The organism is Actinoplanes sp. NPDC020271, from assembly GCF_044388125.1.
GTDB lineage: Bacteria > Actinomycetota > Actinomycetes > Mycobacteriales > Micromonosporaceae > Actinoplanes.
The window spans coordinates 32,665-54,480 of sequence record NZ_JBIRWQ010000001.1 but is presented as its reverse complement, the minus strand read 5'-3'; the positions used below and the strand labels follow the sequence as shown (position 1 = coordinate 54,480).

Annotated in this window: 21 protein-coding genes; 13 read left to right on the top strand and 8 right to left on the bottom strand. The window is 71.6% G+C overall.

Features of this window, described 5'->3' with window-relative positions; all coding sequences use genetic code 11:
* The first annotated feature begins 4 nt into the window (after positions 1-4).
* Positions 5-1,018, top strand: coding sequence for an MsnO8 family LLM class oxidoreductase (locus ACH442_RS00195; protein ID WP_396120338.1), 1,014 nt, complete (start codon positions 5-7; stop codon positions 1,016-1,018).
* Positions 1,019-1,027: 9 nt separating this feature from the next.
* Here the strand turns inward: ACH442_RS00195 and ACH442_RS00190 are convergent, their stop codons facing one another.
* From ACH442_RS00190 to ACH442_RS00180, 3 genes are all read right to left on the bottom strand, one after another.
* The gene (locus ACH442_RS00190; protein ID WP_396120337.1) at positions 1,028-1,675 is read right to left on the bottom strand and encodes a LuxR C-terminal-related transcriptional regulator; all 648 of its coding nucleotides are present in this window, start codon (positions 1,673-1,675) and stop codon (positions 1,028-1,030) included.
* 167 nt (positions 1,676-1,842) lie between these two features.
* Positions 1,843-4,287 carry an FtsX-like permease family protein gene (locus ACH442_RS00185; protein ID WP_396120336.1) on the bottom strand — a complete coding sequence of 815 codons (2,445 nt, stop codon included), beginning with the start codon at positions 4,285-4,287 and terminating at the stop codon, positions 1,843-1,845.
* Entirely contained in the window at positions 4,284-5,033 is a 750-nt protein-coding gene (locus tag ACH442_RS00180) for an ABC transporter ATP-binding protein (protein ID WP_396120335.1), read from the bottom strand. Before ACH442_RS00180 ends, ACH442_RS00185 begins: the two co-directional genes overlap by 4 nt.
* A 125-nt stretch (positions 5,034-5,158) precedes the next feature.
* Between ACH442_RS00180 and ACH442_RS00175 the strand changes: the two genes are divergently transcribed.
* Both ACH442_RS00175 and ACH442_RS00170 read left to right on the top strand, forming a co-directional pair.
* A complete protein-coding gene (locus tag ACH442_RS00175) occupies positions 5,159-6,286 on the top strand; it encodes a sensor histidine kinase (protein ID WP_396120334.1) in 1,128 nt (375 codons plus the stop codon).
* A complete protein-coding gene (locus ACH442_RS00170; RefSeq protein ID WP_396120333.1) occupies positions 6,283-6,939 on the top strand; it encodes a response regulator in 657 nt (218 codons plus the stop codon). Before ACH442_RS00175 ends, ACH442_RS00170 begins: the two co-directional genes overlap by 4 nt.
* 1 nt (position 6,940) lies before the next feature.
* Here the strand turns inward: ACH442_RS00170 and ACH442_RS00165 are convergent, their stop codons facing one another.
* Positions 6,941-7,822: an endonuclease/exonuclease/phosphatase family protein gene (locus tag ACH442_RS00165; RefSeq protein WP_396120332.1), complete on the bottom strand. Its 882-nt coding sequence runs from the start codon at positions 7,820-7,822 to the stop codon at positions 6,941-6,943.
* 23 nt (positions 7,823-7,845) lie between these two features.
* Here ACH442_RS00165 and ACH442_RS00160 point away from each other — a divergent pair, with 23 nt between their 5' ends.
* From ACH442_RS00160 to ACH442_RS00140, 5 genes are all read left to right on the top strand, one after another.
* Positions 7,846-8,718: an alpha/beta fold hydrolase gene (locus tag ACH442_RS00160; protein WP_396120331.1), complete on the top strand. Its 873-nt coding sequence runs from the start codon at positions 7,846-7,848 to the stop codon at positions 8,716-8,718.
* A gap of 4 nt (positions 8,719-8,722) precedes the next feature.
* Positions 8,723-9,160, top strand: a complete 438-nt coding sequence (locus ACH442_RS00155) for a MarR family winged helix-turn-helix transcriptional regulator (RefSeq protein ID WP_396120330.1) — start codon at positions 8,723-8,725, stop codon at positions 9,158-9,160.
* A 90-nt stretch (positions 9,161-9,250) separates the two neighbouring features.
* Complete coding sequence (locus ACH442_RS00150; protein WP_396120329.1) at positions 9,251-9,778, top strand: pyruvoyl-dependent arginine decarboxylase; 528 nt, start codon at positions 9,251-9,253, stop codon at positions 9,776-9,778.
* A gap of 300 nt (positions 9,779-10,078) precedes the next feature.
* On the top strand, positions 10,079-10,324 hold the full coding sequence (locus ACH442_RS00145; protein ID WP_396120328.1) for a hypothetical protein: 246 nt from the start codon (positions 10,079-10,081) through the stop codon (positions 10,322-10,324).
* Positions 10,321-10,617: a SelT/SelW/SelH family protein gene (locus tag ACH442_RS00140; RefSeq protein ID WP_396120327.1), complete on the top strand. Its 297-nt coding sequence runs from the start codon at positions 10,321-10,323 to the stop codon at positions 10,615-10,617. The genes ACH442_RS00145 and ACH442_RS00140 overlap by 4 nt, the downstream gene beginning before the upstream one ends.
* Positions 10,618-11,089: 472 nt before the next feature.
* Here ACH442_RS00140 and ACH442_RS00135 read toward each other — a convergent pair whose 3' ends face one another.
* Together ACH442_RS00135 and ACH442_RS00130 are read right to left on the bottom strand one after the other, a co-directional pair.
* Positions 11,090-12,019, bottom strand: coding sequence for a diacylglycerol/lipid kinase family protein (locus ACH442_RS00135; RefSeq protein WP_396120326.1), 930 nt, complete (start codon positions 12,017-12,019; stop codon positions 11,090-11,092).
* Between the two features lie 92 nt (positions 12,020-12,111).
* Entirely contained in the window at positions 12,112-13,269 is a 1,158-nt protein-coding gene (locus ACH442_RS00130; protein WP_396120325.1) for an LCP family protein, read from the bottom strand.
* 295 nt (positions 13,270-13,564) lie between these two features.
* On the opposite strand from ACH442_RS00130, the gene ACH442_RS00125 reads away from it, so the two are divergent.
* The 5 genes from ACH442_RS00125 (at position 13,565) to ACH442_RS00105 (ending at position 18,810) form a co-directional block, all read left to right on the top strand.
* A complete protein-coding gene (locus tag ACH442_RS00125; RefSeq protein WP_396120324.1) occupies positions 13,565-14,521 on the top strand; it encodes a glycosyltransferase family 2 protein in 957 nt (318 codons plus the stop codon).
* Positions 14,511-15,617 (top strand): glycosyltransferase, encoded by a 1,107-nt coding sequence (locus ACH442_RS00120; RefSeq protein WP_396120323.1) that lies wholly within the window; start codon positions 14,511-14,513, stop codon positions 15,615-15,617. Before ACH442_RS00125 ends, ACH442_RS00120 begins: the two co-directional genes overlap by 11 nt.
* Positions 15,614-16,195 (top strand): hypothetical protein, encoded by a 582-nt coding sequence (locus ACH442_RS00115; protein ID WP_396120322.1) that lies wholly within the window; start codon positions 15,614-15,616, stop codon positions 16,193-16,195. Before ACH442_RS00120 ends, ACH442_RS00115 begins: the two co-directional genes overlap by 4 nt.
* 78 nt (positions 16,196-16,273) lie before the next feature.
* Positions 16,274-17,653, top strand: coding sequence for a dihydrolipoyl dehydrogenase (gene lpdA, locus ACH442_RS00110; RefSeq protein ID WP_396120321.1), 1,380 nt, complete (start codon positions 16,274-16,276; stop codon positions 17,651-17,653).
* 116 nt (positions 17,654-17,769) lie between these two features.
* Positions 17,770-18,810 (top strand): YbhN family protein, encoded by a 1,041-nt coding sequence (locus tag ACH442_RS00105; protein WP_396120320.1) that lies wholly within the window; start codon positions 17,770-17,772, stop codon positions 18,808-18,810.
* Positions 18,811-18,941: 131 nt separating this feature from the next.
* Here the strand turns inward: ACH442_RS00105 and ACH442_RS00100 are convergent, their stop codons facing one another.
* Together ACH442_RS00100 and ACH442_RS00095 are read right to left on the bottom strand one after the other, a co-directional pair.
* Positions 18,942-19,604 (bottom strand): hypothetical protein, encoded by a 663-nt coding sequence (locus tag ACH442_RS00100; RefSeq protein WP_396120319.1) that lies wholly within the window; start codon positions 19,602-19,604, stop codon positions 18,942-18,944.
* 184 nt (positions 19,605-19,788) lie between these two features.
* Positions 19,789-21,675 (bottom strand): hypothetical protein, encoded by a 1,887-nt coding sequence (locus ACH442_RS00095; protein WP_396120318.1) that lies wholly within the window; start codon positions 21,673-21,675, stop codon positions 19,789-19,791.
* Between the last annotated feature and the right edge of the window lie 141 nt (positions 21,676-21,816).

The window sequence follows — 21,816 nt, the reverse complement described above, 5'->3', positions numbered from 1 at the left end:
AGCCATGCTCAGCGTCCTGGACCAGGTGCCGGTGTTCCGCGGCGACGACCCCGCCGCGGCGGTGCGGGAGACCGTCGGACTCGCCCGGGCCGTCGAGTCGCTGGGCTATCACCGGTTCTGGATCGCCGAGCATCACGGCAGCGCGGCCAACGCCTGTGCGGCACCGGAGGTTCTGGTCGCGGCCGTCGCCGGAGCCACCGGACGGATCCGGGTGGGCACCGGGGGAGTGCTGCTGCCGTACTACAGCCCGCTCAAGGTCGCGGAGACGTTCCGGGTCCTGGCCGCGCTGTACCCGGGCCGGGTCGACCTCGGTTTCGGGCGGGGCAAGGGTGGACCGGCGGTGATGGCGGAACTGCTCAACCCGTACGCGATCGCCACCGAGGAGGCGTACGCCGAGCAGGTCGGCCGCCTGCTCGCGTTCCTCGGTGACGCGCGGACGGTCAGCCGGGTCTCGGTCACGCCGGAGGTGCCGGACCCGCCGATGCCGTGGCTGCTCGGTTCCGGCCCCGGCAGCGCCCGCCTCGCCGGGATGCTGGGCGTGCCGTTCTGCTTCGCGCAGTTCATCGCGACCGGCGAGTGCCCGGAGGCGATCGTCGCCTACCAGGACGCCTTCCGGCCCTCGCCGTGGCTCGACGAACCACAGGCGATGCTGGCGCTGCGGGTGCTCGCGGCCGGCACCGCCGAGGAGGCCGAGGAACTGGCGACCGGCTTCTGGATGTCCTGCACCACCGGATGGCGGGCCCAGGTCCGGCCGGAGGACGACTACCGGGGCGGCGTGCCGAACCTGGCCGACGCCCAGCGGTACACGCTGACCGGCGAGGACCTGAAACTGCGCGCGAGCCGTCCCTGTCTGCAGATCTCCGGCACGGCCGAGACGGTCGGCGACGAGATCCGGCGGCTGCGCAAGGTGTACGACGTGCCCGAGGTCATGCTCACCACGAACTGTCCCGGTGTGGCCGCCCGGCACCGCTCCTACGAGTTGCTGGCCGCCGAGTTCGGGCTGACCGCCCCGGTCTGACGCGGGTCGTCAGGCCAGGTCACCGGTACAGAGCCCGGCCGCGTACGCCAGCACGGCGGCCTGCACCCGGTTGGCCACCCCGAGTTTGCGCAGGATGACGCTGACGTACTCCTTGACGGTGGAGTCGCTGACGAACAGCCGCCGGGCGATCTCCGCGTTGGTCAGCCCCTGCCCGACCAGGCCCACGATGGCCTGCTCGCGGTCGGAGAGCTGTTTGATCTCGTCGACCGTGGTCGCCGGCGTGCCCCGGCAGGCCTCGCCCAGCATGATCGACGACGCCTCGGGAGCCAGCACGGTCACCCCGGACGCCAGCGCGCGAACCGCCGCGACCAGTTGCTCCGGCTGACTGTCCCGCAGCAGGAACCCGCACGCGCCGCCGCGCAGCGACTCCAGCACGATGCTCGGTGCGGCCAGTGTCGCCAGGACCACCAGCGCCGGAGCGGACTCCAGGTCGCGCAGCCGGGTCAGCAGTGGCACGTCTTCCGGCAGGGTCACGTGGGCGTCCAGGAGGACGACCGCCGGCCGGTGCTCGTCGATCGCGGCGAGCGCGCCGTGCCGGTCGGCGGCGACGACGGCGAAGCCACCCATCGTCTCCAGGATCATCTTGATGCCGATCGATACCAAGGCTTCCTCGGCCACCACCAGTACGTCCGCCATGCCTCCCCCGGGCAATGTAGCCGTACGCGACTCGATAGTGCATCAAACCGATCTAATTACCTTACTTCCCATCATACATCTACATAAGTGAATTAGGCGACGATCCGAGACGCCCGGGCCGGCGTCTCGGATCGTCCCCGGTGGCGCCGAGGCGCCACCCCACCGGCCTATCGCACGAGCCCTTCCGCGGGGGCGATCCGCGTGGCTCGCCGGGCCGGTGCCAGGCTGGCCAGCACCCCGGTGACCGCGGCGGCCACCAGGACGAGTCCGAGCTGCGGCCAGGCCAGCATGATCACCGGCTCGGCCTGCCGGCCCACCGCCGCGATCACACCGACCAGCCCGACCGGCACCCCGATGACGATGCCGGCCACCGTGCCGACCAGCGTGATCGTGACCGCCTCGACGGCGACCATCGCGCGCAGCCGGCCCCGGCGGGTGCCGAGCGCCCGCAGCAGCGCCATCTCCCGGGCCCGTTCGATCACCGACAGGCCGAGCAGGTTGGCGATGCCGAGCAGCGCGATCACCACGGTGACGGCCAGCATCCCCAGGGAGAGTCCGAGCAGGATGGACAGCACGTTCATGATGTCGCCGCCCTCGGTGATGCCGCCGCCCACCTCCACGCCGGCGTCCCGGGCGGCCACCGCGTTGACGTCCGCGGCCAGGGTCTCCCGGTCGAAACCGGCCGGAGCGATCCCCCAGACCGCGGTCGGCACGGTCCGGACCCCGGCGGCGGCGAGCCGGTCGGCGGCGGCGACACCGAGCAACTGCCCGGTGGTGTCGGCCAGTCGCGAGCCGCGGGCGGTGAAGCGCACGTCACGGTCCTTCACCCGGACCGTGAGCGGCGCGCCGTCGTGCAGGCCGCGGGCGGTCAGGTAGGCGCCGGGCACCAGCAGCACCGGATCACCGGCCGAGGTGGCCAGCTCCGGGGCCAGCCGACCGGCCAGGTCGGCGGGAAGCGCCGCGATCCGGGCCGGCGTGGGTTTGCCCGCCGCCGGGAACGTCGCCGCCGCCGTCGCCACCGTGCCCGTGGTCAGGCCGGTGATCCCGGCCAGCGCCTCGACCGTACGGTCGTCGATCGCCGCGCCGTCGGTGTGCACCCCGGCCGCCACCGGATAGCGCGCCTCCAGATCGGCCTCGACCGTGGCCCGCCCGCTCGCGGAGGCCACGGCCAGCCCGGTGACCAGGGCGGCGCCGACGACCACGGCCATCGTCGCCGACGCCGTCCGCCGGGCGTTCTGCCGGAGGTTGCTGCCGGCCAGACCGGCCGCCACCCCGAGCCGCTCCAGGCCCCGCGCGGCCGGCGGCAGCAGCAGCGCGATGCCCAGCGGCAAGGCGATCAGCAACCCGGCGGCGAGCAGCACCCCGCCGGCCAGGGCGAGCGGCAGCGACGTACCGGCCGCGGCGAGCCCGAGCACGCCCACCGCCAGGACGACCAGGATCAGCCCGATGACCAGGCGACGGCCGCCACGAACCCGTACGGGCAGCGCGTCGGGCACTTCCTGCAGCGCCCGCACCGGGGGAACCCGGGTCGCGCGCCGGGCCGGCGCCCAGGCCGCGACGACCGTGGCGCCCACCCCGGTCAGCACGCAGAGCGCCAGCACGACCGGGTTGACCGCCAGGCCGCCGCCGTTGATGTCGAGCAGGCCGGCCCCGAGGTACCCGAGTCCGACGCCGGCCACCGTGCCGATCACCGCGCCGATGCTGCCGGCGATCGCCGCCTCGGCCAGCACCACCCGGCTCACCTGCCGGCGATGCCCGCCGACCAGCCGCAGCAACGCCACCTGGCGGATCCGCTGGGAGATGATCACCTGGAAGGTGTTCGCGATGACCAGGATCGACGAGAGCAGTGCCACCGCGGCGAACGCCAGCATCAGCACGACCAGCTGGGTGTTGCCGCCGGCGAACCGGGCGGCCGCCGCGTCGGCGGCCTCCGCCGCGTCGGTCGCGGTCGCCCCCGCAGGCAGCGCCCGGCCGACCGCGTCGACGGTCTCGCTCAGGCGGCTCCGGTCGGTCACGGTCAGCAGCGCGGCCGGCGGGGTGTCGCCGCCGAAGAACGCCGCGGGCGCGTAGAACCGGTAGTCCGAACCGGTCAGCGGCCGGAAGCCGAGATCGGCCGAGCCGACCACGGTCACCGTCACCGGCGCGGCCGTGCCCTGCCGGAAGTCGAGCCGGGCGCCGACGCCGACGCCGAGGTCGGTGAGGGTGCGCCGATCGGCGACGACCTCCCCGGCGGCGCTCGGCCAGGTGCCCTCGCCGACGCTGAACCAGCGCACCGACGGGGTCGCCGGGATGCTCTGGACGTTGGCCGATCCGCGGCGGGCACCGCCGAAGACACTGACCGTCCGCGCGTACTGCGGATCGACGCTCTGCACCCCGGTCACCCCGGCCGCCGCCTCGTACCAGTGCGGGTCGCGCACCTGATCACCGGCGTCGAGCACGATGTCCGCTGTGGTCAGCGGGGCGGCCGCGGTGAGTCGCAACCCTTCGTCCGAGGTGCCGGCGAAGGTCGCCGTGGCGGCCAGGAAACCGGTGGCCAGGACGACCGCGGCGACGATCGCGAGGAGTCGGCCGGGATGGGCCCGGACCTGCGACCAAGCCAGTGCGAACGTCATGACGCCACCGTCACCGAGGCCATGACCGACAGGATCGACTCCAGCGTGGGCGCTCGCAGCTCGTCCCAGAGCCGCCCGTCGGCCATGATCAGGACCCGATCGGCGTACGTCGCGGCCGCAGCGTCATGGGTCACCATGATGATCGTCTGGTGGGCCTGCCGGGCGGCGTTCTGCAGCCCGGAGAGCAGCGCCCGGCCGGTGGCGATGTCCAGCGCGCCGGTCGGCTCGTCGGCGAACACCACCGACGGCTGGGTGAGCAGCGCGCGCGCCACCGCGACCCGCTGCTGCTGACCGCCGGAGAGCTCGGCCGGCCGGTGCCCGAGCCGGTCGGCGATCTGCAGCGACGCGGCGATGCGGCGCAACCGGTCGCGGTCGACCGGCCGGCCGGCGAGCCGCAGCGGGAGCGCGATGTTCTGCTCGGCGGTCAGCGTCGGCAGCAGGTTGAACGCCTGGAAGACGAAGCCGACCCGATCCCGGCGCAGATCCGTGAGCGCGCGGTCGTCCAGCCCGGCCAGTGACGTGCCGGCCAGGCTCACCTCGCCCTCGGTCGGCGTGTCCAGGCCGGCGAGCAAGTGCATCAGCGTGGTCTTGCCGGAGCCGGACGGGCCCATGATGGCGGTGAACTCGCCGGTCGCGAAGGAGGTCGACACCCCGTCGACGGCGACCACCGCGGCGTCCCCGGTCCCGTACGTCTTGCGCAGGTTGCGGCAACTGACCATGGAGCTGCTCTTCGTCTGCATCGTCACCGTTGCGACGTTAGGCAAGAGGCGGGCCGCATACATCCCTCCGCGGCATCGCGGCAACCGATACCAAGGTATCGACCTGGTCTGCGGATGGTGCCGCGAGCGCCCGCGATCCTTACTCTGAGAGCGTGGGAAGCTGGGACTCCAGAACGCTGACGGTCGATGCCGTGATCGCCGGGGCCGCGGTCGTGGTGTGTCTGCTGCTCGGGCTGGCCGGTGTCGAGGAGTGGTACTGGTCGGTGCTCGTCTCCGTCGTCCTGGTGATCCGGCGGGCGGCTCCGGTGGTGTTCCTCGCTCTGGTCGCGGCGCTCTCCGGGGTCCACCTGATCTATTCCGGCAGCTTCGCGTTCCCCGGTGACCTGGTCGACCTGCTCGCCGTCCACGCCGTCGCGGGCTACGGGCCGGCCCGGCTGCGGCACCTGGGCCTGCTGCTCGGTGTGGCCGGCAGCCTGCTGGTGACCGGCCGGGCGCTGCACGACGGGTTGCCGTCGTCGGCGACGCTGCCGGCCGCGCTGATCGTCGCGGCCACCCTGGCCGCGTGGTCGACCGGTCTGATGCAGCGGCGGCAGCGGGCCGACGTGCTCGAGGCCGAGCATCGCCGCCGCCTCGCCGAGCAGGACAGCGCGATGCGCGCCCGGCTCGCCACGATCGAGGAACGGACCCGCATCAGCCAGGAGATGCACGACATCATCGCCCACTCGCTGGCCTCGGTGATCGCACAGGCCGAGGGCGGCCGGGTCGCCGCGCGCGCGGACGCGGTGGTCGCCGGCCCGCTGTTCGACCGGATCGCGCAGATCGGCCGCGAAGCGCTCAACGACGTGAAGCGACTGCTGAACTCGATCGACTGCGACCCGCCGAACGACTTCGCGCAGGGGCTGCGCGAACTGCCCGGCCTGCTGAACGGGGTCGCCGCCGCCGGCCTCGACGTGACGCTGGAGGTGGACGGCCCGGAGCAACCGCTGGCCTCCGGGATGGACCTGGCGGTCTACCGGGTGATCCAGGAATCGCTGACCAACGTGCTCAAACACGCCCCGCAGCGGCGGGCGCAGCTCAGCCTGAGATGGGCGCCGACGCGGCTGGAGGTCACCGTGACCAGCCCGGCCGCCGTCCCCGGAGCGCCGCAAGAGGGCCGTGGGCTGTCCGGCATCCGGCAGCGGTGCTCCCTGTTCAACGGCGACTGCGAGATCGTGACCGGCGAGGATTTCAGCGTGGTCACCCGCTGGCCGCTCGCCAGCCCGGACGTGCTGGTCTCATGACCGGGTCACAGATCGACGTCCTGATCGCCGACGATCAGGACCTGGTCCGGACGGGGTTCGCCCTGGTCGTCGACTCCGCCCCGGACATGCGGGTGGTGGCGACCGCCTCGGACGGCGCCGAGGCGGTGCGGCTGACCGCGGAGTTCCGCCCCGACGTGGTGCTGATGGACATCCGGATGCCCCGGGTGGACGGCATCACCGCGGCCCGGGCCATTCTGGACGGTGCCGAGCAGCCGCCGAAGATCGTCGCGTTGACCACCTACGACAACGACGAGTACGCCAGCCGGATCCTGGCCGCCGGTGCCAGTGGATATCTGCTGAAGGACACCACCGCCGAGGGGTTGACCGCGGCGATCCGTACGGTGCACCGGGGCGGCTCGGTCCTGGCGCCGTCGACCACCCATCGCCTGGTGACCGCCCGCCGGCCCGATCCGCCGCGCCCGTCGGCGCTGCTGGCGACGTTCACCGCCCGTGAACGGGAGGTGTTCGACCTGATCGTGGCCGGTGCGAGCAACGCGGAGATCGCCGGCCGGCTGAACCTCGCCGAGGTCACGGTCAAGACCCACGTCGGCCGGGTCCTGGCCAAGATCGGCGTCCGTGACCGGGTCAACGTGGTCATCTGGGCCTATGAGAACGGCGCCGTGCAGGCCTGAGTCACGGCTGCAGAAGGATCTCGGCGGCCAGCGGCAGGTGATCACTTCCGGTCCGCGGCAGGGCGCGCACCCGGCTGACCGTCATCGACCGCGCCAGCACCTGATCGATCCGCGCGACCGGCACCGCCGCCGGCCACGTGAACGCGAAGTCCTCCGGCGGCGGGGAAAGGGTGCGCAGCCCGCGGTCGTACACCGTCGTGTTCAGATCCCCGGCGACGATCAGCCGCGCGGCCGGATCGGCGGCGACCAACTCGTCGAGCCTGCGAGTGCTCTCGTCCCGCCGGGCCGACGCGAACCCCGTGATCCCGATCCGCACCGACGGCAGGTGCACGACGTAGACCGCGACGTCCCCGGCCGGCGTCCGCGCGACCGCTCGCAGGCCGCGGTTCCAGTCCGTACCCAGATCGTGGGGCCGGATGTCGATCGCCTCCGCCCCGGTCAGCGGATGGCGTGACCACAGCCCGACCGTCCCGTGCACGGTGTGGAACGGCAGGTCCCCGGCGAGCACGCGGTCGTAGACGGGCGCGGCCTCCGGCAGCAACTCCTCCAGTGCGACCAGGTCCGGGTGGGCCGCGAGCAGCGCGCGGGCGGTCCCGGCCGGGTCCGGGTTCTCGTCGCTGACGTTGTGCTGCACCACGGTCAGGTCCGGTGTGCCGGTGTCGCGGGGGAGCAGGTAACCGCCGAAAGTGATCAGCCAGGCGAGCGTCGGCAGCAGCGTCGCGGCGAGGCCGAGCAGCGAGCGCCGGGCCAGGGCGAGCAGCAGCACGATCGGCACGACCAGGCCGGTCCAGGGCAGGAACGCCTCGATGAGGCTGCCGTGCGGAACGAAGCGGTGACCGAGGACGACCACGAATGCCAGCACTGCGACCCACAAGATCGGCATCGTGGGATGTTATCTTATTTCGCATGCGAAATAATGAGACGGTACGGATCCCGGTGGCGACCGGCGGCGCCGTCACGGCCACGCTGTTCGCCCCCGAGTCCGCGAGTGCCGTGCTGGTCGTGCACCCCGCGACCGCGACCCCGCAGGGGTTCTACGCCTCGTTCGCCACATACCTGGCCGAGAACGGGATCGCCACCGTCACCTACGACTACCGGGGCACCGGCCGTTCCGGCTCCCCGCGCGACCACCGTGACCTCGGCATGCGCGACTGGATCGGCGTCGACGCCCCGGCCGTCGCGGCGTGGGCGGCGCAGCGCTTCCCGGGCCTGCCCCGGCTGGCCGCCGGTCACAGCCTCGGCGGGCACGTGATCGCGCTCGGCGCGGCCGGTACGGACCTGACCGCCTCCATGATCGTCGCCTCGCACATCGCCGCGCTGCGCACCATCCCGAGCCGGCTCGAGCGGATCCGGGTGCGCGTCATGCTGCACGTGCTCGGCCCGGCCCTCGGCCGCCTGCTCGGTTACGTGCCGGCCAGGAGCCTGGGCCTGGGCGAGGATCTGCCGGCCGCCGCCATGCTGGAGTGGGGCGGCTGGGCGCGCATGGAGAACTATTTCTTCGACGACCCGTCGATGCGCGCCCGCGAGCGGTCCGCCACCCTGACCGGGCCGGTCCTGGCCGTCGGCACGTCCGACGACCCGTGGTCCACCCCGGCCCAGACGGACGCCCTCACCAGCCATCTGACCAGCGCCGTCGTGGAGCGGCGGACCTACACGCCGGCCGACGCCGGGGTCCCGATGATCGGCCACCACGGGCTGTTCCGGCGCACCGTGCGCGACACGATCTGGCCGGAACTGCTGGCCTGGTTGCACGTCCACGCGGCGAAGGCGACAAGATGACCGCGTGCGTCTGCCTCGCCTGATCTTTCTGCTCTTCAACGCCGACCGTGCCGTCCGGCGCTGGATCGACGCCCGTTCCGGTGACACCGGGATCGGCGCGTCCGGCGCCGGCGTGCTGTTCTACCTCGCCGGGCACGAGAATGCCCTGATCGGCGACGTGACCGCGGCCCTCGGCGCGTCCCCGTCCGGTATGAGCGGCCTGGTCAACCGCCTGGAACGTGGCGGTTACGTGTCCCGTTCCCCGGACCCGGCCGACGCCCGGGCCGTCCGCCTCGCGCTGACCCCGCGCGGACACCAGGCCGTGACCCGCGCCCGGGAACTCGTCGACGACCTGAACGACCAGCTCACGGCCGGTTTCGACGAGGCCGAGATAGCCGTCGTCCAGCGCTGGCTGGAGCACGTGACGCGGGTGTCCGTGCAGCGTGAGGAGCGACTCGGTTAGCGTCCGGTGATCGGCTAAACCCCACGGGCGGACCGCCGAACTGTGGTGTCGCAAGGCACCACCGCAACCGACCCGCCCTTGAGGAGACCCATGGCTGACTCCGTCGTCTTCGACCAGATCCCCGTCGTTCGCGCCATCGGCCGCGGCACCACCTCGCTGGCCGCTTTCCACGACGCACTGGTGACCATGGAGTGCGGTTTCTACAACCTCGTCCGGCTCTCCAGCGTCATCCCGCCGGGCACCGCCGTCGACCCGAGCGGCAAGGCGCCCGTCCCCGTCGGGGCGTGGGGCGACAAGCTCTACTGCGTCTACGCCGAGCAGCACGCCAGCCAGCCCGGCGAGGAGGCGTGGGCCGGCATCGGCTGGGTCCAGCGCCGCGACGGCCAGGGCGGCCTCTTCGTCGAGCACGAGGGCACCAGCGAGGCGTTCGTCCGCGAGCAGATCAAGGCCAGCCTCCGCGACCTGGTCAAGGGCCACGAGGACGAGTTCGACGGCCCGGACTACGTCGTCCACGGCGTCGTCTCCGACGGCGAGCCGGTCTGCGCGATGGTGCTCGCTCCCTATGAGACCGCGGCGTGGCGGGGCGTCCGTGCCACCGACCCGCCCGGCATGAACTGATCAACAAGGATCAAAGGCCTCGCCCTGGCTCTCGGGGCGAGGCCTTTTCCCATTCCGAGGATCAACTTCAAGATCTTCATGTCCCATCTCCGCTGTGGTCGCCGACCGTCGCTCCCGCGGGGACCCTTCCGGGCCTCGCAGGGCCGTGGCCGGCCCAGAACGCGAGGCCCGCAAGGGCGACGTCCGTGGGTGGTCGCGGTCAAGGCACAAAACCCGGTGGGGTCACCCATGGTGGTTGAAATCCCGGTCCGGCCCGTACCACGCCCCGTGGTCTGATGTGATGCTCCGATGATGGGTGCGGTGGTCATTGCTCTGAGCATCTGGGCGGCATCAGCCGCGGCGTTCCTGCTGCTCTCCTCCCCGGCGCGCACACCCAGCATCCGGGCCTGGCGCACCGCCCCGCTCCTCACCGCCGGCTTCGCCCTGCCCCTGGCCGCCGCCCACGCCCGCGGCGACGACCCCGCCGTCACGTCCCTGCTGGTGGCAGCCGTGGCCTCCGCCGCCGTACTGCTCTACCTGCGACTGATCCATACTCGATCGTTGTGACGACCAGGACACCCCGCCTCGAGATCGAATACTGCACCCAGTGCCGCTGGCTGCTCCGCGCCGCGTGGCTCGCCCAGGAACTGCTCACCACGTTCCCCCGCGACCTGGGCGAGGTGGCCCTGGTCCCCGGCATCGGCGGCGTCTTCGAGATCCGCCTCGACGGCGAGATCCTCTGGAACCGCAAACCCGACGGCTTCCCCGACCTTGCCCAGCTCAAGCGCCTCGTCCGCGACCGCGTAGCCCCGGACCGCGACCTCGGCCACTCCGATCACCAAACCCCCGACGCCCGCTGACCCGCTCCCGGCCGCCCGCTCCCGGTCGCCCGTTCCCGCTGACCCGCTCCCGGCCGCCCGCTCCCGGCCGCCCGTTCCCGCTGGCCCGTTCCCGCTGGCCCGTTCCCGCTGGCCCGCTCCCGCTGACCCGCTCGCGGTCGCCCGCTCCCGGCCGCCCGATCGTGCCCGTCTCTCGGCCCGCCGCCGCCGCGAAAGTTCGCGAAGCCGATGCCGGGAGACCGAGCCGCGTGGCCCGCTCTCCCGGCCGGTTCTCATGGTCGTCGTTCCGCCTTGAGTACGCCCATGAGAGCCGGCCGGGACCCTGAGTCGCGCTGCTGCCGTGCCCTGTGCGGAGCTCGCGTCCAGCGGGCCGAGCGGGTGGCTTCGGCCGAGCGGGGGACCTGGCCGAGCGGGTGGCTTCGGCCGAGCGGGGGACCTGGCCGAGCGGGTGGCTCCGGCGGCCCGGGCAACGCGGGCGCCGCGGGTGGCGGGGCTACAGGTCGGGGCTGTCGGCGGGGGCCATGATGCGGAGCGCGTTCGGATCGACGGCGATGCGCATCGGCGTGGTGCCCCGCGGTTCGCCGTCGACTTCGACGGCCACGGGACGGTCGGTTTCCAGCCAGAGTTCGCGGACGGCGAGGAACGGGCGTTCGTGCAGGGTTCGCCGATGCCCGGTCGCCGCGTTCCGGGCCGTCTCGCGCAGCAGCTCGCGCCGGGTGGCCCCGCCGACCGGGTAGGCGACCAGCAGCCGGTCGTCGGCGTGCGCGTCCGCGGTGATCGGCCGGCCGGCGTGGAAGCCGCCGTTGGCGACGTACACCTGGTGGGTGTGGAATCGCAGTTCACGCCCGTCGGCCCGGATCGTGGCGCGGACCGGCCGGTGGCGGGCGAGCAGTCCGAGGGCGGTCATCGGGTAGGCGAGCCGCCCGGCGACCCGTTTCAACCGGGGCGGCGCGCTGATCATCACTTCGGCGGAGAGTCCGATGCCGACGTGGTTGGTGAACGGCACGTCCCCGGCCATGCCCAGGTCCACGTCGATCACCTTGCCGTCGACGAGGGTGGCGATGGCGGCGTCGAGGTCCGGCTCGATCCGTACCGTCCGGGCGAAGTTGTTGGTGGTGCCGAGCGGCAGCAGGCCGAGGGCGACGTCCTGGTGGGCGAGCATGCGCCCGGCGGTGCTGATCGTCCCGTCGCCGCCGCCGGCGATCAGCAGGTCGGGCTGCAGGCCGAGCGCTTCGGTGATCAGGTCGTCGAGCCCGCCGGACTGTTCCAGCGCGTACGCCCCGAGCAGCTCGAATCCCGCCGCGGCCAGCCGTTGCCGGGCCTCGTCGTAGAGCAGCCGCCCCCGCCGCGACCGCGTGTTGACGACGAGCACTGCCCGCCGGTCGCGCCGGATGTCCGCACTGTGCTCCTGTTTGGTCCGCACCCGACGACCCTATCCGGAGTGACCGTCCGGCCCGTGGGGACGACGATGCCCCGCCGGCCGGGAAGCCGCGGGGCATCGGGGGTGGTGCAGGGTCAGCTGTTGGAGATGAACGCCGGGTGTGTCAGCAGGAAGCTGTCGATCTGATCCTTCTTGATCGACTTCAGCAGGGCCATGCTGTCCTCGCTGAGGATCTCGACGCTGCCCGAACCGGGTACGTTCTGCGAGTTCAGCTTGCCGGCGTTGGTCTTGATGGTGATCAGCTTCTCCGGCTTGAGGGTGCGCATCGACAGCGCCCAGTCGGCCAGGTCGACGCCGCCGTTGTCGACCGTCATCGACTTGCCGAACGCGGTGAGCAGCTTCGGCAGCTTGGTCGGGGAGTCCAGCCCGTCCTTCAGCGCCTGGTTGATGATCGCCTTGAAGAACTGCTGCTGGTGCCGCTGGCGACCGTAGTCCAGCGAGTTGTCCTCGAGCAGGTCACGCTGGCGGACGAAGTCCAGGGCCTGGCTCGGGTTGAAGCACTGGTTGCCCTTCTTGTACGTGTTCGGCGTGACGCCCGCGATCTTGTGGTTGATCGTGCCGTCCGAGTTGATCACGTACGGCTTGGCGGTCTGACCGTTCTTGTCCTTGCCGAGGTGGATCGACTTCGTCGTGGTGTCCACGTACATGCAGACGCGGCCCAGCACGTTCACCACGTCCCGGAAGCCCTGGAAGTCGATGATCGCGCCCGCGTCCGGCGTGATGCCGGTGAGCTCCTTGACGGTCATCGTGAGCAGCTCGAAGCCGTGCTTCAACGCCTCGTTGCCCTCGAGCCCGCGGGTACCGAAGGCGAACGCCGCATTGATCTTGGTCTTGCCGCCGCCCCACTTCTGCTTCCCGTTGTCATACGCCGGGATGTAGACGTAGCTGTCACGGGGGAGTGAAATCATGTAACCGCTGCTGTGGTCCTTGTTGATGTGCAGCAGAATGATCGAGTCCGACCGCAGTGGCTCCCCGTTGGTCTGGTCGGGGCGCTGGTCGATGCCGACGAGCAGGAGATTCTTCGCGCCGTCGAGGTTCGCGTTCTTCTTCTCCTCCTCCGGCTTCGTGGAGCCGAGCAGGGACTCCTGACCGACCTTGGAGGTGGCGGCGGCGACCGTCGCGTTGAGGCCGATCGCACCGCCGCCCCCGGCGACCAGCAGCAACGAGCCGGCGACCACGGTCCAGAATGCCCAGCGCGGCGTACGGCGTCTGCGCTTGCTGGTCTTACGCAAGGGGTCTCCTCACATCGGGGCGGTGGATCCGCCCCTGGCAATCTAGGACGGTCGTTCCACCCATGAAGACGGGCGCCGCAGCCGGAAAGATTGCCTTCGGAAACTAGATTTTTGCTGTCTTTTAGGTTACGAGAAGGTGAACGTCGCGCTGGTGCGCGCTTCGTCGCTGGCTGTTGCTTCCCCCGCGCACCCCCACGAGACACCTTCCGTTAACCTTCGCACCACCAGAACCACCTACGGTCCACACGGCCCCGGGCCCCCGAGGTTCCGACAAAGTTGCCCAAAGCGAGTCGCCATGTCCTCAGAGCCGGATGTCAGTGTCGTCATACCGACGTGTAACCGCCCGGAGCTGGCTGCTCGTGCGGTGCGCAGCGCGCTCGGGCAGACCCATCAGAACCTCGAGGTGATCGTCGTCGTCGACGGCCCCGACGAGGCGACCGCGGCGGCACTGGGAGCGATCGGTGATCCACGTCTCAGTGTGATCGTCCTGCCCGAGCGCGGCAAGGCCCCGAACGCGAGGAACACCGGCGCCCGGGCTGCTCGCGGGCGGTGGACGGCGATGCTCGACGACGACGACGAGTGGCTCCCCACCAAGATCGAGCGGCAGCTGGAGCTGGCCGCGGCCGCGACCGTGGAGTCCCCGGTGATCGCCTGCCAGATGATCAGCCGGACGCCGCGCGCCGACACCGTCATGCCGCGCCGGTTGCCCGAGCCGGGCGAGCCCATCAGTGAGTATCTGCTGGTCAGGCGTGGTCTGTTTTATGGCGACGGGTTCGTGCAGACCTCGTGCATCATGGCGCCGACCGCACTGTGGCACAAGGTGCCGTTCACCGTCGGCCTGCGTCGCGCGCAGGAGCTGGACTGGACGCTGCGGGCGATGCGCGAGCCGGGCACCGCGCTGCTCTACGTCCCCGAGCCGCTGGTCCTCTGGCACCAGGACGAGAACCGGGACCGGATCAGCCTGGAGAACCCGTGGCGCGAGCAGCTGGAGTGGCTGCGCGGCAACCGCGAGCTGTTCACCCCGCGCGCCTACGCCGCGTTCACGCTCAGTGTCCTCAGCTCGATGGCCGCGCCGACACGGGACGCGAAACTCTTCCGTGAGCTGCTCGCCGAGGCCCGCGAGCACGGCGACCCGGCCGCCGTCGACTACCTTACGCACATGCAGATCTGGGCCCTCCCGCCGAGCGTCCGGCACCGCCTGCGCGACGCCGTGGTCAGCCGCGGGAACAAGAACAGCGACAATGCCGGCTGACCGTCGCGTCGCGATCTGGCGCAGCGCCATGCTGCCCGGTTCCGAGACGTTCGTCCGCAATCAGGCCGACGCGCTGACCCGCTGGTCCCCGGTCTACGTCGGCGCCACCCGGCACGAGTCGGTGCTGGCCCGCCCCGACGACGTGATCGCCTTCCCGGGCGGCAAGGGGTTCCTGCGACTGCGACTCACCGGGACGTCTCCGCAACTTCAGAAGACGCTTTCCGGCGTACGGCCGAATCTGGTTCATGCCCATTTCGGGGGTGACGGATGGCTGGTGAGTCACTCCGCCCAGCAGCTCGGCGTGCCCCTGATCGTCACCGTGCACGGCCACGACGTGACCCGGCAGCCGTCCAGCCCCGGCGCGAAAGGTCTCCGCTACCGCCGCAACCTGCAGTCCGTCTTCCAGCGGGCGTCGCTGGTCGTCGCGGTCTCCGAGGTGATCCGCGGCCAGGCGGTGAAGTGGGGTGCCGACCCGGCGAAGGTGCGGGTGCACTACACCGGCATCACCGTCCCGCCCGAGGAACCGCCGCGGCCTAAACAGTGGGACGTGGTCTTCATCGGCCGGTTCGTCGCCAAGAAGGGCGTCGACGACCTGCTCACCGCGCTGGCGAGCGTCGAGCCGCGGCCCCGCGCGCTGCTGATCGGCGACGGCGAGCTGCTGCCGGCCATGCGCGCCCGGGCCGAGGAGCTCGGCGTGGACGTCACGTTCGCCGGTAGTCAGAGCCCGGAGCAGGTGAGACGCCACCTGCTCGAGTCCCGCCTGCTGGCCTGCCCGTCGAAGACCGCGCCGGACGGGGACACCGAGGGCCTGCCGACCACGATCCTGGAGGCGGGCGCGCTCGGTCTGCCGGTGGTCGCGACGCGGCACAGCGGCATCCCGGAAGCGGTTGTCGACGGCGAGACCGGCCTGCTCAGCCCGGAGGCGGACCCGGCCGCGCTGGCCGCGTCGCTGACCCGGCTGCTGGCCGACGAGGAGTTGCAACGGCGGCTCGGCGAGCAGGCGCGCAAGCACGTCACGGCGCATTTCGACCTGGTCGAGCAGACCCGGCGGCTCGAGGAGATCTACGACGAGGTCGCAGCCCGGGGCCGGGCATGATCTGCCCGCACTGCGGCTCGCCGGCCGCGCCGACGGTCGGTACCTGCCCGGGGTGCGCGCGGCCGGTCTCGGCCCCGGCGGCGCCGCTGCCGGATCCGCTGACCGAGCCGGTCTTCCCCGCGTCGGGGTACAGCGTGCCGGTCGACCCGTTCACCGGCCCGACCACCGGTGATCCGTTCCAGACTCCGGCGCCGGCCGCGACCGAGCCGTTCCCGCCGGCTCCGCAGCCCTACACGCCGCCGGCGCAGTACAGTCCGCCGCCCGGCCGGCCCTACCCGGGTCAGCCGCCGTATCCGGGTCAGCCGCCGTATCCGGGTCAGCAGCCCTACCCGGGGCAGCAGCCCTACCCGGGGTACAAGCAGGCGAACACCCAGACCCTGAGCATCCTCGCCTACGCACTGGGCGCTTTCGGAATCCTGGTCGGCAGCCCGCTGATCTCCATCGTCGGCCTGGTCCTCGCGAACTTCGCCAAGCGCCGCAACGAGCGCAACGCCCGCGTCGCGATCCGCGTCGTCGCCGGGCTGGTGATCGTCGCCCTGGTGGTGAGCGCGTGGAGCCGTACCGTCAGATTCTTCTGATCTGCCCCGGCGCCCCGGGCGCTGGACTGTGACGCGAAAGGATGTCCGCCGACCCGGACGGTAAGTACTGTCGGGCTCATGGGCGAACATTTCGATCTTGTCGTGCTGGGCGCCGGTCCGGGTGGATATGTCGCGGCGATCCGCGGCGCGCAGCTCGGCCTCTCCACCGCGATCGTCGAGGAGAAGTACTGGGGCGGCGTCTGCCTCAACGTCGGCTGCATCCCGTCGAAGGCGCTGCTGCGCAACGCGGAGCTGGCGCACATCTTCCACCACCAGGCCCAGACGTTCGGCATCGAGGGAAAGGTGACCTTCGATTTCGGCGTCGCGCACCAGCGCAGCCGCGCGGTCGCCGACGGCCGGGTCAAGGGTGTGCACTTCCTGATGAAGAAGAACGGGATCACCGAGATCCAGGGGCGGGGCGAGTTCACCGACGCGCACACCCTGCGGGTCGGCGACCGGACGATCACGTTCGACAACTGCATCCTGGCCACCGGCGCCGGCACCCGGCTGATCCCGGGGACCAGCGTCACGGGGCGCGTGGTGACGTACGAGGAACAGATTCTCGATGCTGATCTTCCGGACCGCATCGTGATCGTCGGCGCCGGTGCGATCGGCGTCGAGTTCGCCTACGTGCTGCGCAACTACGGCGTCGACGTGACGATCGTCGAGTTCCTCGATCGGATGCTGCCGCTGGAGGACGAGGACGTCTCCAAGGAACTGCTCCGGCAGTACCGCAAGCTCGGCGTCGACGTGCGCGTCGGCACCAAGGTCGAGAGCATCGAGGAAGGCGCCGACTCGGTCCGCGTCACCGTCTCCAAGGGCGGGAGATCCGAGGTCATCGAGGCCGACAAGGTGCTGCAGGCGATCGGGTTCAAGCCCAACATCGAGGGGTACGGTTTGGAGCGCACCGGCGTCGGCATCTCCGACCGGGGCGCGGTCGAGATCGACGAGTTCTGCCGGACGAACGTGCCCGGCATCTACGCCATCGGTGACGTCACCGCGAAGCTGATGCTGGCCCACGCCGCCGAGTCGATGGGCATCGTGGCCGCCGAGACGATCGCCGGCGCGGAGACGATGGCGCTCGACTATCGGATGATCCCGCGCGCCACCTACTGCCAGCCGCAGGTCGCCAGCTTCGGGTGGACCGAGGCGCAGGCCCGCGAGCAGGGCTTCGACGTGAAGGTGACGAAGTTCCCGTTCACCGCGAACGGCAAGGCGCACGGCCTCGGCGACGCGACCGGCTTCGTGAAGATCCTCAGCGACGCCGAGTACGGCGAGCTGCTCGGCGCGCACCTGATCGGGCCGGACGTGACCGAGCTGCTGCCCGAGCTGACCCTGGCCCAGCAGTGGGACCTGACCGTCAACGAGGTGGCCCGCAACGTGCACGCGCACCCGACGCTCGGCGAAGCGGTCAAGGAGGCCGTCCACGGTCTCGCCGGCCACATGATCAACTTCTGACGCCGGTCACCCGGGGTCCGGCCGTCGGGCCCCGGGGACGTACCGCGATCGCGGTACGCCGGAATGCCTTCCCAGGGATGACGACGGGCCACGATCGGTCCGGAACCCTGGGAAGCGTGACCCTGACCGTTGAGCAAGCCGCCCCCGCGCGGCGGCGCTGGCTGGGCTACCTGGCGTTCGTGCTGGTCGCGATCGTGGCGGTGGTGACGCTGCGCGGGCGGCTGCCCGGGCCGGCAGAGTTCCTCGGGGCGCTGCGGGCCGCCGACTGGCGGTGGGCGGTGACGGCGCTCGCGGCGGGAGTGTTGTCCCAGGTCGCGTACGCGGAACAGCAGCGGCGGCTGCTCGCCGCGTTCGGGGTGCGGGTTCCGCCTCGGCGGGCGGTGGCGATGACGTACGTCCGATCGGCGCTGAGCATGGCCCTGCCCGCGGGGTCGGCGGCCTCGGCGGCGTACGCCTTCCAGCTCTATCGCCGGCATGGCGCCACCTCGGCGATCTCCGCGACCGCGACGCTGATCTCGACGGTCGTGACGGTGGTGTCGCTGGCGCTGCTCTACGCCGCGACGTGGTCCCTTCCGGCGACAGCGGGGGCCGTTCTCGCCGCCTTGCTGTTCTGGCTCTACCGGAGGATCCGCGGCCCGGTCCCGGCCCGTTCTCCCCAGCCGCCCGCCACCCGTTCTCCCCAGCCGGCCGCCGCTGCTCGTTATTCTCGGCCGGCCGCTGCTCTGGTGGAGCGGCTGGTCGCAGGCCTGCGGGCCCGGCCGGCGCGGTGGCCGTCAGTTACCCAGGCCCTGCGGGATGCCCGATCCGTCGAGGTTCGCACCTGGTTCACCGTCACCCTGGCCGGCGTGGTCAACTGGCTGCTGGACATGGGTTGCCTGCTCTTCGCGGCCGACGCACTGCACGCCGAACTCGGCTGGAGCCGCCTGGCCCTGATCTACCTGGCCGTCCAGGTGGTCCGGCAGATCCCGCTCACCCCGGGCGGGATCGGCCTGATCGAGACCAGCATGCTGGCGGGGCTGATCGCCGCCGGTACCCCGCAGGGCACCGCCGCCGCGATCGTCCTGATCTACCGCCTGATCTCGTTCTGGCTGATCCTGCCCAGCGGGCTCGCCGCCCACCTGACGTTGCGCCGCACTCTCCCCACCCCGAGCCCCTGACCGCCGGCGCGCCACCACTCCTCAGCTTCCGCCGCCGGTCGGCTGCGGGAGATCCTTCAGCACCGGGGACACCGATGGTGCCCAGCCGGTTCGGGTCGGCGGGCGTGGGAGGTGCTCCGGGGAGGGCGGGGTCAGGGGCGGTCGAACTGGTGGAGGACGGCGCCGAGGCCGAGTGTCAGGGCCGGGCCGGGCAGACGGGAGTCGAGGCCGTATCGCCGGCCGGGGTTGTCCCGATCGACCAGGTCCCGCCAGAGCCCGGTCACCGGATCGTCCGTCCCCGGCATTTCGTGACCGCCCGCCCCCGGCAGTTCGTGTCCGGCGGCCCCCGGCATCTCATGCCCGGCGGCCCCCGGCATCTCATGCCCGGCGGCCCCCGGCAGTTCGTGGCCGAGCGCGCCTGGCAGGTCGTGGCCGGCGGCGTGGAGCAGGTCGGCCAGGTCGTTCTGCTGGCGGAGCCGCTGCTCTTCGAAGATCCGGCTCCACTGCAGCAGTGAGATCGACCCTTCCACGGTGTCCGGCACCGATTCGTCGAGCATCGGCAGGGGCCGGGCCGCCGCCCAGGCCGCCAGGTGCGCCCCGGTCACCGTGCCGGGGTCGTCGTCGCGGCTGCGCGCCAGTGCGTACGAGAGAAGGGCTGTGGTTTCGACCAGCAGATGCTGGACCGGGATGTGCGCGGGCGGGTCCAGCCACCAGTGGTCGGCCTCGAGCAGGTCGGCGGTGTGCCGGGTCGCGGCCCGCCACCAGCCGTCGTCGCCGGCGGCCAGGGCGTCGGTGTAGGACCACAGGAAGGTCACCCTTCCGTGCCTACCAGCGGCATTTGACACGAGTCAATCACGCTGAGGAATGGTGACGACCGCGATCACCGGAGTTCCCGTGCCGGACGGCCGCCGTCATTCAGCTTCGCGACACCGAGCGGGGGCGCCGCCGTCCGCCGTAGAGGTGGACCCGGTGGTCGGTGTCGTGGTCGGGGCTACTCCTTTATGAGCGGACCCGCTGCAGGGCGGGCTTGAGGACGCGACGGGCGGCCTTCCACAGCCACGTCTTCTTGTACCGCGGCACCGGGGTCGAGTTCTCCGGCGACCGGCGGGGCCTCGGGATCTTCGGCGGGGCGGTGACCCGGGCGTACGTCGTCCCGGTCGGCTCCGTGACGGTGCCGGGTTCCAGCATCGTCGACGCGACCGCCAGGTAGGTGAACTGCCGCAGGATGTTCTCCGGCGACTTGTCCGTCTGCACGACGGTGGCCAGCGTCTTCACCACCTGGTCCCGGTTGATCAGCTGGGCGATCGGGCCCTGGGCCGTGTCCACCAGGTCGGAGATCGCCTTGATGCCGTCGCCGTCCCAGATCCGGGTGGCGGTGCTCGCGCCGGTGAACGCGGTGACGAACGGGACGTCGGCCCACTCCGGGACGAACCGCTTGATCAGGCTGGTGTGCAGCAGGAATTCGCTCTTCTGCCGCGCGGTCACCCCGAACGTGGCGGCGACGAAGCCGGGTGACAGGAACGGGGTGACACTGCCGATGAAGTACGCCGAGGAGTACCACCGCCGGACCCGCTCGACGAGATAGCCGTAGTCGACCAGGTGCAGGTCGTTGAGCCCGAGCCCGCGGGCGTGGTCGAACAGCGCGGTGACCCGGGCGCGTTCCGCGTCGATCACCTCGGGGGCGACGCCGTTCTTCGGCACGGCGCTGGTCAGGCGGCCCAGCACCTCGTCCTCCGGCGAGCGGCCCTCGACCTTGGGGTACCAGTAGCCGGTGGCGAGCTCGCCGCCGACGCCGCTGAAGTTGACCGCGGTGAGCTCCTCCGGGAGCCGGGTGTCGACGGCCGGCCGGATCGTGTAACTCGACGGGAACTGGAAGTCGTACCGCTGCAGCAGCTTCTCGGTGCGTTCGACCAGGCCGGCGGCGAGCACATTGGCCGGCAGACCGGTCTTGGTCAGCCGGTGCTCCGGTTGCAGGCCGCGCTCGTCGCGCAGGATCTGCATCAGGCGCAGGGCGGTCTCGCCCTCGACGGCGGTGTCGTCGTTGGTGTGGAACTTCGGCATGTGCCCGGTCGCGATCAGCGAGGACGCGATGAGGCGCGAGTCCTTGCCGCCGGACAGGCCGAGGCCGATCGGGCCGTCGTACAGGCCGCGGATGCTGGCGGCGGTGCTGCGGAACGACTCCGCGGCCAGGTCCAGCGACTCCTCGACGGGCCGGCCCTGACCCGCGAAGCCCGCCATCACGATGTCGTCCACGGTGTACCGGGTCTCGCTGCCGAGCTCCCACCCGCCGGTGTCGCGGTGCCGGGCGGTGACCCGCTGGCCGGGCTGCAGCAGCCGGGTGCCGCGCACCGGTGACAGGTCGGCGCCGAAGAACGCGCTCACCGCGTAGGAGCGCCAGCCCTCCAGATCGGGCTCCACCTTGCCGTAGAGGAAGGTGGCGAGCAGGCTGGGCCGGCTGCAGAACGCGGTGATGCCGTCGGCGGTCCCGGTGAACAGCCGGGCCATGCCGAGCCAGTCCTGCTGGATCACGACACGCCGGTCGCCGTCGAGCGCGATCAGGGCGAACGGCGGGGTCACGTCACGGTGGATGTCCGCGCCGCCGAGCAGGTCGCGGGCCAGGGCGACCGGCCCGGTGGTCGTCACGCCGACCGGCAGGCCCAGCGACAGCGCGGTGACCGGGCCCTCGGTGGCGACCAGGGGCCACTTGTAGTGGCCCGGCCCGGCGGTGGTCAGGAACGTGATGCCCCAGTCCTCACCGCCGAAGTCGTGGCGGACGTACGAGTCGGGCACGACGCCGGCCACGGAGGCGTCGAAGCGTTCCCGGGCTGCGCGGATCGCCCCTTCGGGCAGGCGACGGTCGGCGAACCAGGCGAGTGCGACGTACATGTTTCCCCCGTGAACCGAATTCGAGAACGGCTCACCATAGGGGATCCACAGGAAACCCGAACACCCGGAATGGTCACGGGAGGGTCACGATGAGAGCTGTTCTCACGACGTACGCGGGAAACGGTGCCGGGGGTGAAGACG

What these genes read in the sequence shown, in the direction of transcription:
- ACH442_RS00095 (WP_396120318.1), bottom strand. Translation starts at nt 21,675, where the DNA reads ATGTACGTCGCACTCGCCTGGTTCGCCGACCGTCGCCTGCCCGAAGGG.
- ACH442_RS00120 (WP_396120323.1), top strand. Translation starts at nt 14,511, where the DNA reads ATGCCGGCTGACCGTCGCGTCGCGATCTGGCGCAGCGCCATGCTGCCC.
- ACH442_RS00185 (WP_396120336.1), bottom strand. Translation starts at nt 4,287, where the DNA reads ATGACGTTCGCACTGGCTTGGTCGCAGGTCCGGGCCCATCCCGGCCGA.
- ACH442_RS00150 (WP_396120329.1), top strand. Translation starts at nt 9,251, where the DNA reads ATGGCTGACTCCGTCGTCTTCGACCAGATCCCCGTCGTTCGCGCCATC.
- ACH442_RS00195 (WP_396120338.1), top strand. Translation starts at nt 5, where the DNA reads ATGCTCAGCGTCCTGGACCAGGTGCCGGTGTTCCGCGGCGACGACCCC.
- ACH442_RS00190 (WP_396120337.1), bottom strand. Translation starts at nt 1,675, where the DNA reads ATGGCGGACGTACTGGTGGTGGCCGAGGAAGCCTTGGTATCGATCGGC.
- ACH442_RS00160 (WP_396120331.1), top strand. Translation starts at nt 7,846, where the DNA reads ATGCGAAATAATGAGACGGTACGGATCCCGGTGGCGACCGGCGGCGCC.
- lpdA (WP_396120321.1), top strand. Translation starts at nt 16,274, where the DNA reads ATGGGCGAACATTTCGATCTTGTCGTGCTGGGCGCCGGTCCGGGTGGA.
- ACH442_RS00165 (WP_396120332.1), bottom strand. Translation starts at nt 7,822, where the DNA reads ATGCCGATCTTGTGGGTCGCAGTGCTGGCATTCGTGGTCGTCCTCGGT.
- ACH442_RS00115 (WP_396120322.1), top strand. Translation starts at nt 15,614, where the DNA reads ATGATCTGCCCGCACTGCGGCTCGCCGGCCGCGCCGACGGTCGGTACC.
- ACH442_RS00125 (WP_396120324.1), top strand. Translation starts at nt 13,565, where the DNA reads ATGTCCTCAGAGCCGGATGTCAGTGTCGTCATACCGACGTGTAACCGC.
- ACH442_RS00170 (WP_396120333.1), top strand. Translation starts at nt 6,283, where the DNA reads ATGACCGGGTCACAGATCGACGTCCTGATCGCCGACGATCAGGACCTG.